Origin of the sequence: Acinetobacter sp. UBA6720 (assembly GCF_002454215.1) — a bacterium.
GTDB lineage: Bacteria > Pseudomonadota > Gammaproteobacteria > Pseudomonadales > Moraxellaceae > Acinetobacter.
The window spans coordinates 16,619-34,921 of the sequence record NZ_DKIK01000029.1 but is presented as its reverse complement, the minus strand read 5'-3'; the positions used below and the strand labels follow the sequence as shown (position 1 = coordinate 34,921).

The 18,303-nt window shown below is 41.2% G+C and carries 9 protein-coding genes; all 9 read left to right on the top strand.

Annotated features, from left to right (window positions below; translation table 11 throughout):
• Positions 1-321 precede the first annotated feature (321 nt).
• The 9 genes from B4F08_RS02570 (at position 322) to B4F08_RS02530 (ending at position 18,301) form a co-directional block, all read left to right on the top strand.
• Positions 322-1,680 (top strand): MFS transporter, encoded by a 1,359-nt coding sequence (locus tag B4F08_RS02570; protein ID WP_086210382.1) that lies wholly within the window; start codon positions 322-324, stop codon positions 1,678-1,680.
• 134 nt (positions 1,681-1,814) lie between these two features.
• Positions 1,815-2,378 (top strand): DUF4256 domain-containing protein, encoded by a 564-nt coding sequence (locus B4F08_RS02565; protein WP_291372973.1) that lies wholly within the window; start codon positions 1,815-1,817, stop codon positions 2,376-2,378.
• A 973-nt stretch (positions 2,379-3,351) separates the two neighbouring features.
• Entirely contained in the window at positions 3,352-4,830 is a 1,479-nt protein-coding gene (locus tag B4F08_RS02560) for a sodium-dependent transporter (RefSeq protein ID WP_086210380.1), read from the top strand.
• 10 nt (positions 4,831-4,840) lie between these two features.
• Entirely contained in the window at positions 4,841-4,984 is a 144-nt protein-coding gene (locus B4F08_RS02555; protein WP_086210379.1) for a methionine/alanine import family NSS transporter small subunit, read from the top strand.
• A gap of 483 nt (positions 4,985-5,467) precedes the next feature.
• Complete coding sequence (locus tag B4F08_RS02550) at positions 5,468-7,987, top strand: isopeptide-forming domain-containing fimbrial protein (protein ID WP_291372969.1); 2,520 nt, start codon at positions 5,468-5,470, stop codon at positions 7,985-7,987.
• A gap of 15 nt (positions 7,988-8,002) precedes the next feature.
• Entirely contained in the window at positions 8,003-10,660 is a 2,658-nt protein-coding gene (locus B4F08_RS02545) for a hypothetical protein (RefSeq protein ID WP_291372967.1), read from the top strand.
• Between the two features lie 49 nt (positions 10,661-10,709).
• Positions 10,710-14,528, top strand: coding sequence for a prealbumin-like fold domain-containing protein (locus B4F08_RS02540; RefSeq protein WP_291372965.1), 3,819 nt, complete (start codon positions 10,710-10,712; stop codon positions 14,526-14,528).
• Positions 14,529-15,033: 505 nt separating this feature from the next.
• Positions 15,034-15,528, top strand: a complete 495-nt coding sequence (locus B4F08_RS02535; protein WP_291372963.1) for a hypothetical protein — start codon at positions 15,034-15,036, stop codon at positions 15,526-15,528.
• Between the two features lie 46 nt (positions 15,529-15,574).
• Entirely contained in the window at positions 15,575-18,301 is a 2,727-nt protein-coding gene (locus tag B4F08_RS02530; protein ID WP_291372961.1) for a DUF7507 domain-containing protein, read from the top strand.
• Positions 18,302-18,303 lie beyond the last annotated feature (2 nt).

The following is an 18,303-nucleotide window of genomic DNA, read 5'->3' as shown; positions in this document are numbered from 1 at the left end:
GTTAGGGGGCTTTTTTTATTATGCAGTTAGCGAAATAGTCAATCGGGAAGAAGAGAATGAGAGCGGAGAATATGCGCTAAATTATACAAAAATACATTTATATAAATTAAAATTATGTGAAATATCTACCATTTATCAAAGAATTTGAAGAAGTGCAAATCGTTTTACCGCACTTTTATACAACTTTAGTCTAGTTTTTCCAAAAAGTGCAGTTTTGATTGCTTTATTTATAGACAAAAAATGAATAATGATTCATTTTATATAAAAGTGAATAATGATTCACTTTTTATAATAAAGCTCACAGTTGGAGGTGAGGAAAAAATGACAGCGACAACAATGAATGTAAATGCTGTAATCGATCAGGCGAAGTTTAAACCCTTTCATCTAACGGTTGTTTTATGGTGTTTATTTGTCGTCTTATTTGACGGTTATGATTTAGCCATTAATGGCGTTGCCTTACCGCTCTTAATGAAAGAGTGGGGAATGACAGCAGTACAGGCTGGTATGCTGGCCAGTACTGCTTTAGCAGGTATGATGTTTGGCGCAATGCTATTTGGGATGTTAGCGGATAAAATTGGCCGAAAAAAAGTTATTATTATCTGTGTCACCTTGTTTAGCGGTTTCACGTTTGCAGGTGGTTTTGCATCAACACCTACTGAGTTTGGTATTTTACGTTTTATTGCTGGTCTTGGGATTGGCGGGGTGTTACCTAATTTGGTTGCGCTTACTTCGGAATATGCTCCACAAAAATTTCGCAGCACTTTGGTGACAGCCATGTTTAGTGGTTATGCCATGGGTGGCATTATGGCGGCATTGTTAGGTGCAGCATTCACCCCGACGTTTGGCTGGAAAATTATGTTCTTCATTGCAGGTATTCCATTACTTTTTATCCCAATTTTATGGAAATTCTTACCTGAATCAGTCACTTTTTTGGTGAAAGCTCAACAAACTGAAAAAGCACGTAATATTATTCAACGTTTGGTTCCTGACGAGACGGTGTCGCCAAATACTGTTTTAATCTTGAATGAAGCAAAAGTGCCAGATGCGTCTGTCGCTGCCTTGTTTAAGAATGGCCGTGCTAGAGGCACTATCTTATTTTGGTGCTGCTTTTTCATGTGCTTATTGATGGTGTATGCCTTAGGCAGTTGGTTACCAAAACTAATGATGGCTGCGGGTTATTCGATGGGGAGTAGTTTGATGTTTTTACTTTCTTTGAATATTGGTGCGGTGATTGGAACAGCAGGAGGGGGTATTCTTGCAGACCGTTTCCACTTGAAACCTGTCATTATCAGTATGTTGATTGTTGGCGCAGTCGCGCTTGTTGGTTTAGGTTTTAATTCACCCCAGCCTGTGATTTATCTATTGGTTGCTCTTGCAGGAGCTGCGTCGATAGGCTGTAGTATTTTATTATACAGTTATGTAGCGCAGTATTATCCGCTGGCTGTTCGTTCAACAGGTTTAGGTTGGGCATCTGGCATTGGGCGTGTTGGTGCGATTGTCGGACCAATTGTCATTGGGGTGCTGCTGGGAATGGAGCTACCGCATAAAATGAACTTTATTGCAGTTGCTATTCCAGCAATTATTGCTGCAATTGCCGTCTCTTTCATTCGTCTGAATAACGCTGAAGAAACTGTAACGTCTCAAGTGAAAGTTTCAAGCTCAGTCAAGGCACCGTCTTGATGATATGAATGAAATAAAAGGCTCTCAAACAGAGGGCCTTTTATTTTTGAACAACAGCGTAATGCGAGTGATGTGCTCAATTTGCATGGCCAATGTTATGCTTATAGATGCTTAAAATAAGCAGGATAAGAAGAATGACTAAAGTGCATCAGCAACTCGACCCTCAACAAGCCAATAATCTATTCAAAATTTTGAAACAACGCTTTCAGACACATATGGAACGTCATGAGCATATCCGCTGGGCAGATATCCATGAACAACTTTTAAGGCAGCCAGATAAGTTATGGTCATTACATCACATGGAGCTTAGTGGTGGTGAGCCAGATGTGGCTGTATTGCTGAATACTCAAGCATTGTATTTCTTTGACTGTGCACTTGAATCGCCAAAAGGGCGGCGGAGTATGTGCTATGACCAAGAGGCTTTACTCACGCGTAAAGATCATCCTCCTGAAAATACGGTGATGGATTGGGTTAAAGAACATGCTGTGATGCTTATGACTGAATCTCAGTATTATGCTTTACAGCAATTGTTCAGTTTTGATTTGAAAACATCCAGTTGGGTCGAAACACCAAATGAACTACGCCAACAGGGTGGAGCGATTTTCTGTGATCGACGTTATGGGCGGACATTTAGCTATCACAATGGTGCTGCCTCATACTATGCAAGCCGAGGCTTTCGAACCTATATTAAACTTTAATATATATAGGTAGATAAAAAGAAGCCCCGACATCCTGTCGAGGTTTCTTTGTATTTCAGTGCTTAGATACAACTCCTGTCATATCTCACATCCTGATGCTCAAACTGATTATTGTTGTTTTTCGTTTGGGAAACGTCCTGTCTCCTGATGTTTTAAATATACGTGATGAGCGATGTGTATCATAGCGGGTTTAACGACGATGCATGTAAGCCTAAACTGACAAAAATGATTTTTTCATAAAATAGGGATATTCTTCATGTAAATAAATAGGCTTTTGGAGCGGTTTAACTTGGGATCATAGAAGATCTACTGATGTTGGAGAGCTTCTATTTTAAGCAATTTTAATTTTATTCAGAATGAAATGGACTGCTCAATATCTGTTCGATACTAAAGAAATGAGGATATGAATAATGTAGGTGAGATAAAGGGGAGGACAATGGTTTATGGTTTTAACACATAGGTCACATGATCATGGGTTTATCTTCTTCTCTGATAATATTTGAATAAAAACGTGAAAAATATATTTTTAAAATATGGCTTAATAGAGATAATTAGAATATATGAGATGTGCTCATTGCTACTTTGGCTTTTGTGATTCCTCTAAATAGTTTAGCTAATAAATAACGGAAACAAATCATTCTAAAAAGTTTGTTAATTCATAACCAAAACAGTACAATAAATAAGCTGATAAATTGAACGGTTGAATCAGTTCATATTATAAAAATGGAATATTTGAAGCAGAAATTACAGAATATTTTTATAAAAGTGAGTATTGTTGAACCATATAAAAGGGAAGTTTAATCGACACACTTTAACCAAGGTCTTGTGAAAACTTCTCTGTTTGTCATTTAGAACCGGGTACCCAAAAGGTCGAAGCTAAATCAAACACTCAAGATTAATATTGTATGGCACTTTTTACTTGCGAGATAAGCAAATAAAAAGCAGTTAAAAAGTGTCTAGGTTTAGGTGTTTTATGTCAGGAACTCGTGAAAACTGGACATCACGATCTGGTTTTATTATTGCAGCTGTAGGTTCGGCTGTAGGCTTAGGTAATATTTGGCGTTTCCCTTATGTTGCTTATGAAAATGGCGGTGGTGCCTTTCTTATCCCCTATTTATTGGCGTTGATTACGGCAGGTTTACCCCTGTTATTTTTAGACTATGCAACAGGGCATCGCAGTACAGGTTCTCCCCCTAAAGCCTATCGGGCTTTGTTTAAAGGCGGTGAAACATTAGGTTGGTGGCAAGTCTGTGTGTGTATCATCATTGGTTTGTACTATGCTAGCGTACTGACGTGGGCGGGAAGCTATGTTTACTTCTCGATTGGTCAGGCTTGGGGCAGCGACCCTGAAAGTTTCTTCTTTAATACCTACTTACAAACGTCGAAAGCAACGGGTTTCGATTTACAGTTTGTGAGTCATTTATTTTGGCCAATCGTGGGAATTTGGGCACTGACCTTAATTATTTTGTTTGGTGGGGTGAAAAAAGGTGTGGAATTATCGAATAAGATTTTCATGCCTCTGTTATTTGTTTTATTCACCATTTTAGTGGTGCAATCGCTTCGTTTACCAGGTGCAGCAGAAGGCTTAAATGCATTCTTTACACCGAACTGGTCGGCGATGATGGACTATAAAGTGTGGTTGGCGGCGTATGGTCATACTTTCTTCTCGCTTTCCGTTGGCTTCGGGATCATGGTGACATATTCCTCTTACTTAAAGCCGAAAACTAACTTAACGGGTTCGGGTCTGATCGTTGGTTTTGCCAATGCTTCAACTGAAATCTTGGCGGGTATTGGTATTTTTGCAGCATTGGGCTTTATGGCACATGCGGCGGGTAAAGAAGTACAAGATGTCGTCAGTGGTGGTATTGGTCTGGCATTTATTGCGTTTCCAAAAATCATTTCAAGCTTGGGTGCAGGTGCTGATTTATTCGGTCTGTTGTTCTTCTCGTCATTGTTTGTCGCAGGTATTTCTTCCATGGTGAGTATCTTGGAAGTACCAATTGCTGCGATGCAGGACAAGCTAAAATGGAGCCGTAAAAAAGCAGTGACCATTATTGGTGGTGGTAGTGCACTGGTATCGGTGATCTTATTCTCAAGTGTGAATGCGATTAAATTGGTAGATATCGTGGATCACTTTATCAATAATATTGGGATTATCGGTGGTGCATTGTTGTCGATTATCAGTGTGGCTTGGTTTAAGCGCTCTGCTTTACGTGAGCTTCGTGATCACGTAAACCGTATTTCGACCATTCAATTGGGTAAAGGCTGGGATTTCACTTTAACAGTTATTACTTCGCTGATCTTATTAATCACGTTGAGCATGACTGTATTTAACTTGGTGAAAAATGGTTACGATACTTATAGCATGAGTCTACAAGGCGTCTTTGGGTGGGGCAGTGTGATTTTCTGTGCTGTCGTTGCAGTCATACTCAGTAAAATGAAAGATCGCTAGGAGAGCATATATGAATACTTCAGCAATCGTGATGATGATTATTTCAATGGTATTTTTATGGGGTGGACTGATTTTGTCTATTCTACATTTAATGAAAAATCCAGAAGAGCTCGATGATGTTCTTGAAGATGTCAAGGATCAACATACGTTGTAAGCTTATTCGCTAGAAGGCTTAGTTTCGAATTAGATTGAGTCTTGTTCCACATCAACGCCCAATGAATTTCATTGGGCGTTGTTTTTTGCGCAAAGCGGAGGATGAGATCCATAGGGTAGCCATCAGGGTTTGCTTTTATGTGCCTTCTGCTTTGGAGGTTGTAAGCGGCTGAAGGGGGGATGTTGAGTTGGATATATCGGTCATTTATATCTGTAGTTCGACCAGCTTTGAATGATGGATAAATTACGAAATGGCGCTGTACAAAATTTATCTCATAAATGTGTAAACACAATAACAACTATGATACAAAATAGTATAGAATTGTGACATAGTTTGTACTTTTGCTGGCTAATTCATATGAAAATTAACAAAAAGAAATTTTCTGCTCTGACGTTTATATTTTTTTTTTCATTAGAAGCACACGCATTTCCGCAGCCTGGAAGCTATATTTCTAACGTTGCGTCTGGGGACTATACTGATGAGATGGGGAATGTCTTATTGGTTAATTCCAATCCTGTGGCATTGGAAGTGCAAAAAACCTATGCACTAACTTTAGTACAAAATCAAAACCAATATGGTGTGATTGGTGGCGTGGTAAACCTTCCACATGTGTTAACCAATACGGGTAACACGACTGATCAATATTCACTTAGCTTGGTGCAAAGTAATAGCGATAATTTTGATTTAAGTAATGTTAAGGTCTATGCAGACCGCGATCAAAATGGTTTACCAGACAATACCGAAGACTTATTGACAGGTTCAATTGAGCTAAATGCGGGTCAATCTTTAGCTATCGTGATAGTGGGCAGTATTCCGACCAGTGTGTCGTTTAATCAGCTTAGTAGTTTAGATCTTAAAGCGGTGAGCCAGCAAAATACGACGCTTTCTGCACAAGTCACAGATACGATTCGCGTAGTCGATGATGCTGTGATTTCACTGATGAAGGCTCAGAGTGCAAGCGAAGGAAATATAGGGGATCAGATTACCTATACCTTGACCTATCGAAATACAGGGACAGCAACACGTCGTGTGGTATTACAAGATGTATTGGATGATTCTTTAGAGTATGTCGCAGGCTCAGCAATCTGGAACCAAAATACCACGGCATTAACCGATGCTAATGATACAGAAGCATCGGCCAATACAGGGATTGCTTATCAGCTCAAAGCGGATGGAAAGAGTCTCGAAGCGAATATTGCAGCGGTTGCACCACTCACATCAGGCACACTCAGTTTTAAAGCCAAAGTCAAACAAGGTGCTGCCAATAAAATTCCAAACACAGCAGGTTTTGTGCAATATGACACGGATAACACCACTGTAAAACTAAGCAGTTTTTCCAATACCGTGATTTATAACTTGGCGGCTGTCTATGGTGTGGTTTTAAATAATAAATCTAGTTCAGCAACGAACTCAGGCAACCCGAATAGCAGTCCAGATAACTTGGTGATCCAAGCCAGTTTAAAACCCGGCCAAGAAGTTTTCTTTAACAACTATGTTTGGAACGTTGGTAATACGACAGATACTTATAATTTAAGCTATAGCTCAAGTAATTTGCCTAGCTGTGCCAAAGTTAATTTTTACACACAGGATGGAAAAACCTTACTCACAGATACCAATGGCGACGGTAAAGTGGATACGGGTTCAATTTCCAATGCAGCAGTAAAACAAATTCAGCTTGGGGTGTCTGCTTCTACGGGTTGTACCAGCAGTGTCAGTGATATCAATATTGATGTGGTTGCGACATCCATTGCTTCGAGTTCCGCCTCTGACCCAATTCGAAACCAAATTACAAGCTTAACAGCAGCATCCAGCAGTAGTGACTTATACAACGCCGATCAGTCGGGATTAGGTGTGGGTGTCGTGGATAATGCAGGCCAACCTCTGCGGACCGTTAAAGTGGTTTCCGGGAAAGCCGTTTTTCCTTTGGTGGCAAAGAATAATTCAACTCAAGCCAATAACTATAATGTGTATGCTTCATTTAGCGTGATTGATGTAGCCAATATCATGCCGACCAGCAAAACGGGTTTTAGCGTCAAATTTTATGAGGGAGATGCCAGCTGTCAAACGGTGGGTAAGCAGATTACCAATACAGGTACTTTAGCTGCGGGTGCGAGCAAGAGCTATTGTGCGGTGGTTGATGTTGATGCAAGCCAACAGAATTTTACAGCACCAATTTGGTTTGCGATTCAATCGCCTGTCAATCAACAAGCGGACTCCATTAAGAACCAAATTGAAAGTAATGTGGCACGCTTACTCACGTTAACCAATGATCAGCAAGGTCAGGTAAGTGTGGGCGGCACAATTGTCTATGCGCATACTTTAAAGAATTTGGGTAATATGGCAGAAGGTGAAAACGCAGGTTCTCAAGTGAATTTGAAAGTGGTTCCACTGAAAAATGATGGCTTTGTTTATACCCTTTATTATGATGCGAATAAAAATGGTCAGATTGATAGTGCAGACCAAATTATAAGCGCAACAACCAGTTTAAATCAGCTTTTGGGCAGTGCGGGTTTAGTGGCTCAGGCTGATATTCAGTTATTACTCAAAGTTCAAGCAGCGCCTTCTGCAACTGAAGGGGTCGTGAGTCAGGCTGATATTTTAGTCGAGATTTCTGACTTTAATGGCATTCATTTAGAGAACTTAAAAAATACTGACGTAACCACGGTTGCAACAGGGCATCTGCAACTACTGAAAACACAAGCTGTGAATAGTAGCTGTACAACCAGTAATTTAGCATCTTTGAGTTATTCCACTCAGTTGGTTTCGGTTAAGCCGAACCAGTGTGTAGTGTATAAGCTAACGCTGAAAAATGATGGTAGTTCCGTGGTGAAAAATGTGCAATTTAATGATGTTGTACCAGCCTATACCAGCCTAGTAGGCACGCCAGTCATTGTTCCGACTGGAACAAATTTATCTTCAGGTGACAAAGTTTCCGCTTTGGTGAGTAGTTTAGATCCAAATCAAGAAGCCAATTTCTACTTTGTTATTCGTGTTAACCCTTAAGCGTAGGTTCGGAAAATGTTTGCAGAAAAGAAAATGATTCGAAATTTGCGTATGGCGATGTTGGGCTTATTGGGGGCAACTGCGTCGACGTGGGTTTTAGCTGATGCTTTGGTTATCAGTAACATGGCGGTGGGTGAATACAAAGAAGAAGGCTCTACCGTAGTTCAAGTGGCACGTTCCAACTTGGTTCAAACGACGGTGATTCCAGTTTATAACCTCAGTTTAAAGGATAACCGCACGGAATATGTACGTCCGGGTCAGGCGGTTTATTATCACCATATTTTAACCAATACAGGCAATGAACGCGATCTTTATAATTTGTTGGGAAGTCAAGTTACAGGTGGCAGTTTTACCCATAACAATATTGAAATTTATTTGGATGCAGATCGCAATGGTGTCCCAGATAATACGACACCAATTACCCAATATAGCTTAAATGCTGGCGAAGCGGTTGCCCTGATTATTAAAGCAATCATCCCTTCAACAGCAGCCGTAAATAGCACCAGTCAGATTCAGCTCGTAGCGACGTCTACACAACAGCCGAGCCTGAGTCAAAATAATATTGATACATCTCGTATCACCGATCAGGCGGTTTTAAGCTTAACCAAGAGTTTTGATAAAACAAGCGTCGTAAATGGTGATATTGCAACGGTTCGTTTAACCTATTTTAATAACGGCAATAACAGTGGTGTAGTCAATATCAGCGACCTGTTGGATACGACGCAATTGACCTATGTCACGGGTAATGAAAACTGGAATGGACAAGCACTGAATTCTGCGACAGGGACAAATGATCCGACAGGCATCAATTATTATCTTGATACGGATGGTAAAACGATTCGCGCACAGATCACCAATGTACCTGCCAATGCGCAAGGTTATATTGAGTTCCGTGTTCGCGTGGCGCGTACAGCGCCGGGTGAAATTCCAAACTTGGCCAATATGGACTATGACCATGACGGTCTTTCCACAACAGCAAATTTAAACACACAGTCGAACACCGCCGTATTAACCATTAAGCCTACTTATGGGGTGGTGATTAATGCTGATGCAAATAGTGTCAATGGCGCAGATACACTAACTAAATCAGCGGTGAGTAGTGGTGGAACAGTTGTCTTTGAAAACTATGTCTGGAATACAGGAACGGTTGCCGATCGGTTTAATTTAAGTTTTAACAGCCATAATTTACCCGCAGGCAGTGTGTTGGAACTCTATCGTGCAGATGGTGTTACGCCACTATTTGATAGTAACAATGACGGCATTGTTGATACGGGGTCACTCGATGCGGGCGCGAAGCTTCCGATTATTGTAAAACTTACATTCCCCGCGGATTTTGTGGATACAGCCAACACGACCTATAGCATTGTACCTAAAGCACAATCAATTGCGGACAGTAGTAAAACAGATACAGTACAAGATCAGACATCGTTGATTCAAAGTACAGCTTCTCGTCTGGTGGACTTGATGAATAGTCCAGAAACCAGCGCAAATGGTACAGGAAATGGCAATGTGTCGAATGGAGGTTCGCCGTGGAAAACCTTAGCTGCGGTAAACAATCAAACGGTGGTGTTTCCACTCACGGTACGCCATACAGGTCAAGCGACCACATATAACTTTAGCGCTGATGCAGACAATAATTTTGCAACTGTGGCACTGCCAAGCGATGTCAGCTCGGTACGCTATTTTGCTACATCGACTACAGACTGTTCGGTACTTGGGGCAGAAATTGCTTCAACGCGTTTGCTCAACAACGGCGAGTCACAGTTGTATTGTGCCGTGGTTGAAATTCGGGCAGATGCCAAAACGACAACACAACCGATTCCCATTTATTTTAAAGTGGCCTCTTCTAGTTTGCCGACCTCAGCGCCAAGTAATGGTTATGACGTGATTCAAAACGCCATTACGATTAACTCAAATGCGAGTCAAGGGGGTGTGAGTTTAGAACCTGATTTGCGAGGGCAAATTGCACCGGGGGGCAGTATTGTTTATACCCACACCTTAAAACCGTGGGGAACGTTTGTGCTATCTACAACAGATACTTTAAGCATAGTGAATGATCGTACTGGTTTTACAACAACACTTTATTATGATGCCAATAATGATGGGCAGTTAGACGCGTCTGACCCGATTATTCAAAACTTATCTATTGTGAATGCTTCTATTCTTAGCAGCAAAGCACAGATTCGTATTTTTAATAAAGTTGAGAATACCGCATATAACACGGTCGGAGTGGTAAATACCTCTGTGATTAGCCTAAAAAATAGTGCAGGTACGTTATTAGACACAGCAACAGATATTACCACTATCACCAGTGCGCCTGTGCGTCTAACTAAATTACAAGCCAAGGATAATAATTGTGATGGTGTAGCGGATACGGCGTATACCTCAAATGTGTTACCGATCACGCGTAATTCAGATGGTTCTGGGCAATGTGTTTTGTACCAATTGACAGTGAAAAACTTGGGGGCTTCGGCCATTGGGCGATTTAATTTTTATGATTACACCCCTGAAGCGATGGTGATGAGTAAAGCACCAACTTGTACAAGTTGTGAGTCTGGTTCGCTCAGCGCGCCTACACTTGGACAGTCGGGTGCAATTAAGGGTTCAGTTGCGGCAATAAAAAGCAATGAAAGTCATAGCTTAGAGTTTGGGGTGAAATATGTGGGGAATTAATAAACAAGCAAGGAATTGCAGTGCTACGCATTCACAGATGCTCAAACTCATGCACACACTTCGTACTTTGTCATTATTCATTACGAGTTTACTTTTTGTCACGCTTGTAAATGCTGCAACGCCTACACTTGAGATTATGTCGAATTCCTATACAGGAACACCTTATGTGGGAGCGACAGTATCAGCACAAAGAAATACCTATGTATTTAATGCAAATAACCCGAATGATAATACTGGTTCCTTAAATTATTTTCCAAAAATCAATGTTGATTACACATTAACGAATCAACTCTACGATTCAAATAACAACCCTGCACTTTCCTTTGGTGCAACTAATCTTACAGTTTTCCCAAAATTAGTTGATCAAGGAAGCCCAAGTAATTCCCACTTTTCTTCAACCCGAACACTGCCGGGACAAGGTATTGATGTAAATTCAAACTATGGTTTACGGATGACAGCAGATACAAGTAAGTTTTTGGGTAGTCCAGCCAATACGGCTAATGTAAATGGAGGATTGGGATATCAAGTAGGAGAAGTTACTTTAACGTGGGATAGACCCGTTAGGAATCCAGTGATTAATATATCAGGCTTAGGCGCTGTCCGTACACTAACGAGTACTGGTGAAATTTTGTTAGGGATATCTGCTCAGTTCAAATTAACTACTACTGCAAATATTAGCAGTGTATATGCGTTATCTGGTGTAAATTTCTCTGTAACCAATAATGGTGAGATAAGAAATACATCTTCTGTATTGGGAGCGAGTGCGTCAAATGGTGGGGCTAGCGGTAGTATCCAAGTTTTAACATCTGCACCTATTACAGTTCTAAAATTTAATGTTTATTTTAAAACAGACCGAACTACTGGAGTAATTACGGAAAGTTCAACAACAGGTACTGCATTGCAGGATGCTTTTGTGTTTAGCAGTTCTAGTGTTGACTCGATGGTTGGAGATTTAGTTGTTTCTAAAACCAATGGTAAAACTCAAGTCTATTCAGGTGACTCAACGATCTATACCGTTCGTGTGACCAACACTGGGCCTGATACGTATACAGGAACCTTGCTGAAAGATGTAGTCGGGACAGGCTTAACCGCCACAGCTGTGGCCTGTAGTACAGTTGCCAATAATAAATGTACCACTGCCCCAGCTCTCAGTGGTTTGGGCTCGATTGATACTGGAGCTTTAGCTGCTGGTGAATTCTATGAAATTTTAGTTACTGCACGTGTGGATGCGGCCGCAGGCAGTACAGTTACTAATACAGCGACAGTTGAACTGCCAACACTTGGTTCATCCACTGGTGTTAGTTGTACGACCTTAAATGCAAACGGTATTACCCGTTCATTTAACTCCACCACAGGTGCATGTACAACAGCAGACCAAGATACCGTCCTTGCCTCTGCCGACCTAGAAGTTTCAAAAACATCAGACAAAACTACTTACAATACGGGCGATGTTGTTAAATATACGATTAAAGCTTGGAATAATGGTGCATTGGCAGTTACCGATGCGATATTAACAGATACTGTTCCTGCAAATATTGCGGGTTTAAGTTGGACATGTACCAAGTATGGCACGGCTGTTTGCCCAACAACTGCAAATATGGTCACTTCAGAAAGTAGCAATAGTTTAACTGCGACTGGGTTGAACCTGCCTGCAAATGGGAAAGATGTCAATTATTTAGAGTTCACCATAACAGGGTTGGCTTATAAAGTTGGGGCTGTAGCCAATACGGCATCTATTTCAACCACTGTTTTTGACCGAAACTCTGCTAACAACAGTGCAACTGCGAACATGACCATTACGCAGAATACGCCCATTACAACTGGAAACTCGCAAAATCAGTGTCTATCTAGTCAGGCTGTCAATCTTGTCTCGAATACCGCATTTACCAGCTACGATGCTGATAACACGTTGACCGCTAAGAGTTATGATCTGAAAACGGCGGGGACTAATCCAAGCATACTTCCCAATACGGTGATGTATGGCACAGGAGCAAATGGTGCTTTACAAGTAAAAGGTCGACTCAGTTGGTCTTATGGTAGCCCGCGTAGTAATACGACAGGTGTAACTATGCGAGTGCTGGTTGATGGCGTTATTTATGCAGTGTTGGTTACACCCGGTAAAAGTTCAAACACTACGGCAACTTTTAATGCCTTAAATGGAGCACAAGTTGCACAAGCAGAATATGCTTTGACGTCTTACCAAACCGATCCTGGATCAATTAATTTTACCATTACATTGCCGACGACAGTGACAAGTGTAAAAGTCGTGAGCACAGAGTTTCAGAGCTATGCCAGTTCTGGTGTTGCAGGGGATGATATTGGTATTGGTTTAAATGAAGTCAATGCCTGTTTAAAGCCAACGTTTGCGATAAACAAAGTATCTGAAAATGGCACAGATAGCTTCAACTTCGGCTCTTTTACAAATTTGACCAATAGCAATGCTGAAACTATTACCAGTGGTGAGGTGGTGACAACAGTGGTTGGAACGGCACAATCGGTACGCTTAAAGAAAAGTACATCTCCTGTCGAGCAAGGTTCTTTATTGGCTTATGCGACACCGAATACCGCAATTAGTTTTGCTGAATCTGCCTCAACGCTATATTCGCTCAAGACGGTAGAGTGTACGGATACGAATACAGCTGTTTCGGGCAATAGTACAGGTAATTTGGGTAGTTTAAGTGGGTTGACTCAAACGATTCCAGCAGCGAATGTGAAATTTGCGTCCAAGTTTGTTTGTCGTGTGACCAACAGCAAAAATGCTGGCTATGTATTCTCTGGACGAGTGTTTAATGACAATAGTGGAACGACCTCAGATACAACTAAGGCTTATAACGCTGTTGTAGATACAGGTGAAGTGGGCATAGCGGGTAGTGTGGTTGAGTTGCAAGACTGCAGTACCAAAACGGTTCTAGCCTCGACTACAACGAATGCAAATGGCGATTTTAAAATCCAAACATTACAAGATGTCTTTTCTGGACGTAGTAATGTTTGTCTTGTACAACGTAATGTGACAGGTTTTGACTCGGTAAGTTCTGCAAAAGCAAGCACGGTCACAGCGACCGCTGATAGCAGCAATGATCAGTTCACTATTCCTAAAGCGAACAATGTCACCAGTTATGACGGCTTCTTATTTGGGGATGCCGAGTTGCAGTTAGTTCTCACCCAAAATGGACAAAAAACCATTGTGGCGGGAGATGTGGTGGATTATCCACACGAGTTAACTGCTAAGAGTGTGATGAATGTTCAAACGCTAACGGAAACTAAAGAACAACAGCCCGCTAATAATCAGCCTTGGCAGAGTTTGGTTTATGTGGATAGCAACTGTAATGGGCAGTTAGATCAAGGCGAGAGTTTGCTTGCGAGCCGAATGATGAAAGCTAATGAAAAAGTCTGTTTGATTCAGCGTGTGATTTCTCCGACAACAGCTCAAGGAGGAGATCGTTTCATTGCTAGCTTTAAAGTGAACGCAAAAGCCTCTTATACTGCAGCAACGCTGAAGGAAACGAATAGTGTCAATGACATTACGACGATTGGAACGGCTGGCTTAAACATCAGTAAACTGGTTCGTAAAACGACAGCATGCCCAGCACCGAGTAATGAGACAACGCCATTTACAGTATCGAACCAAGCAACAAAAGGGGATTATTTAGAATACCAAATCACCTATACCAATAATTCAAATAAAAATTTAGTTGATATTGTTTTAAAGGATAGTGTTCCAATTGGTACGGTCTATGGAACGATGTCTTGTACGGCATCTGGGTGTCAAACTCAGGAAAGTTCAGGGCAGTTAAAATGGACGATTCCAGGTGTGTTAGCACCGAAGCAAAAAGGACAAGTTGGTTTCTGTGTCAGGATTCCAAATTAGTTCATCTGAGCAGTGAAAAGCCCCTTTTCTGAGTAAGATAAATGGGCTTTTTTTTATCCATCCGTCTTGATATTTTTTCAGTGGTATTTATGCGTATTTGTTTGAAAAATATATTAAATGGAAGATTTGATGTGAATGATTTTAAGACAGGTATTGCTCCTATTTTATGCAATAGAGTGGCACATAAAAAGCACAAATTCAGGCTAGAGTTACACATTTTGTATTTTTTTTATATATGTAAGTTTTTGTATCGCACAGCAATGTTGCCTTATGTAAACTCACTAAAAAAATAAATATTAATAAATAACAATAAGATAAATATTATTGTGTGACTGTATGTATCCCTTTGTATTTTATTAAGGAGAACCAGTTAACATTTTTTTTTAATAATGTATGGTTGTTTGTGTGTTTTTTGTTTAATATTGCATTGAGATTTGTTGCATTAATTTAAAAGAAAGTGATTAGTGTCACAAAAAATTCGCATTGGTTTGCAATGGATAAAATCATGTTAAACAAAAATTCTATGCTGAAAAAAATGACAATTGCTCTGATGTTTGTTGGAGTTGCAGCCAATGCGATGGCTGTAGCTGCAGCAACCAATAATGAGCCAGTCTCTATTCAGCTTAAAGCTTTCAAAAAAGCTGTCGATAACAAAGGGAATGCACAGTTTAAAGCTGCAGACTCGATTAAGCCGCAGGATGTCATTGAATATCGTGCGACTTATACCAACAACACTACAGGGAATATCAAAAGCTTAAAAGCAACATTACCTATCCCTGCGGATACTCAATATTTGGGTTCAAGTTTACCTTCAGGTGCACTAGCAAGCACAGATGGGGTCAACTTTGCAGCAATGCCATTAAAGAAAAAAGTAGACGGCAAATTAGTCAATGTCCCATTGAAAGAATACCGCGCTCTACAGTGGCAAATTGCTGAACTACCTGCAAAGAAAGCCGTAACGGTCAGCGCGCAAGCCAAAGTAAATACTTCAAACGATTAATTTCTAAATTTCACACACATCATTCCGATGGAGTCGGGGGACTTTCATGTCTATGAATTTGAAAACAACAAAGCGAAATAACCTTTATTTGTCTATTGCGACAGTTCTGGGTGGCTTTGCTTTCTTCGCTACAGGTGCCACGCATGCAGCTGCACCTGCTGCGGGAACGAATATTAGTAACATTGCTACGGCATCGTATGTGGATGGCACATCGACTACACGTACAGTGACGTCGAATGAAGTAAAAACGACTGTATTACAAGTGGGTAGCTTCACACTTGAGCAGAACCGTACCGCAACTGCTAACCCGAATGGTGTAGTGACTTTATCGCACGTATTGACCAATACGGGTAACGGAACGGATGAATTCACGCTAAGTTTAGCGAATGTGACAGGGGATAATTTTGACTTCTCGAACATTGCTATTTATTTAGATGCGAATAAGGATGGTGTGCCAGACAATGGTACGAATTTGGCTGGGCAAAAAGTGACTTTAAATGCTGGTGAGTCTGTAGGCTTGGTGGTGGTTGGTACAACAGCCGCAACAGCTACAGCTGGCAATACGGGTCAATTAGAACTGTCTGCAGCAAGCACGTACATTACTGTCGTAGCAGACAAAACCAAAAAGAATACGGACACCGTAACGATTGTTTCAGGTGCGGTCATTCAAGTGACGAAGTCTGCCAATGTAACGGCAGTGGCACGTGGCGATACTGTAACGTATGAATTAACCTATAAAAACACGGGTAATGCAGACGCAACCAATTTAACTATTGAAGACGTTTTACCTACAGGTGTGACTTATGTTGCAGGTTCAGCACGTTGGAGCGGTCAGACTGCGGCATTGACCGATGCGACTGGTGATGAAGCGGCGGCAGCAGCGAAATACGAATTTACGAGCAATAAAGTGCAGTTGGTGCTTGCTTCTGTGGCGCGCAACAGTACGGGCAAATTAACCTTCCAAGTGACGGTAGATAGTACTGCTCCTGCAGGAAAAATTACCAACATTGCGACATTTGATCCAGATGGTCCAGGCACTGAGACTTCTCAACCAACTAACCCGTATGATGTCACTGTACAGTCTACTTATACAGGTACGATCAACGATAACGCGACCGATACTTATTCGGATGCACAAAAAGTATCTGGTAATACCGCTAAAGATGACTTGATCACTACAACAGCAGTACAAGGTTCTCCTGTTTTATTTGGTGCCTCAAGCTCTACAGAAGATATCTGGATTCACAATCTGGGTAACGTATCTGAAACCTATAACATTACAGTTAATAAATCTGCATTACCTGCGGGTTCTATTGTTGAGCTATTAAAATCAGATGGTAATACCCCATTAACTGATACTAATGGTGATGCAAGTGTGGATAGTGGTCCATTGGCATCTGGTGGTCATCTTGAAATCTCTGCACGTATTACTTTGCCAAATGGTTATACAGGCCCGATTACAGCACCTGGTCTAGATACAATCTTAACCATTACACCTGTACATGCCCCTGCATCTTCAGATACGGTGACTTTAAGAATTACCAATATCACAGCGTCAAAAGTCGATTTAAGTAACGGTAAAGGTAATAAAAACTATACTGAAGACGATACAGGCTTAACGGGTGAGGGTGCTTACGTTTCTGGTAATGTTGTAACTACCGTAACAACTAAACCTGGTGTGGCGGCTACCTTCCCTATTGCTGTAACAAATCATGGTTCAACATCAGATAACTATAATTTTGGTACTGAGCAAGCATTGCCATCTGGTTGGACAGTTGAATACTTTGTTGCGGACTCAAGTGGTGTATGTACATCAACTAAAGTAACCAACACAGGCGCAATTCAGCCAAATGCAACGGCTTATTTCTGTGCCAAAGTAACACCTTCAGCGGATGCGACTCCTACTAATAGCCAAGATATCGTCTTTACGATTAACTCTCCTGCGACAGGCTTAACCGACAAGATGAAAGATCACTTGACGGTAGAGGCAGTACGTGGACTGTCGTTCTTGGCCGACCAACAAGGTCAGGTAGCACCAGGTGGTACCATTGTTTATAAACACACTTTAACCAACAACGGTAACGTTGTAGAGGGTGTTTCTGGTGGTAGCACACTTCCGTTTACAGTTACGCATGATCCATCAAACACAGGCTTTGTAACTTCTGTTTATGTTGATAAAAACAATGACGGTATTGCAGATGCGAGTGAGTTGGTTACAGGTACTAACCTTAATGCATGGTTAACGGCAACTAACGGTGCAGATGGTCTTTCTCCAAAAGAAAGTATCAACATCTTGGTCAAAGTTGAAGCGCCAAGTAATGCAACAGCAGGTCAGGCCGACTTGTCGATCATTACGGTAACGCCGACAGGTGATCTCAATGGTACGGTAGCTCCAACAGCAGTTACTGTAACAGACAAGACCACAGTCAACATTGGTCAGGTACGTTTGGAAAAACTACAAGCACTTGATGCTGCTTGTGATGGTACGCCAGATGGTAGCTTTGGTACTTCGACTCTTCAGGCAAAACCAGGTGCTTGTATCATTTACCAAATTAAAGCGGTGAACGACGGTAACCAAGCAGTAACTGATGTTGAAATTACCGATGCAGTGCCAAGTTACACCACTTTGGGCTCAACGCCAGTTGCGGCTTTAGAACCTGTGTCAAAAGGGACAGTGACGAATACTACAAATAATTTGAAGTCTTCGAAATTTGCCTTGGCACCTTCTGAAACCGTGACGATGAAGTTCAGCGTCAAGGTCGATGGACAATAATT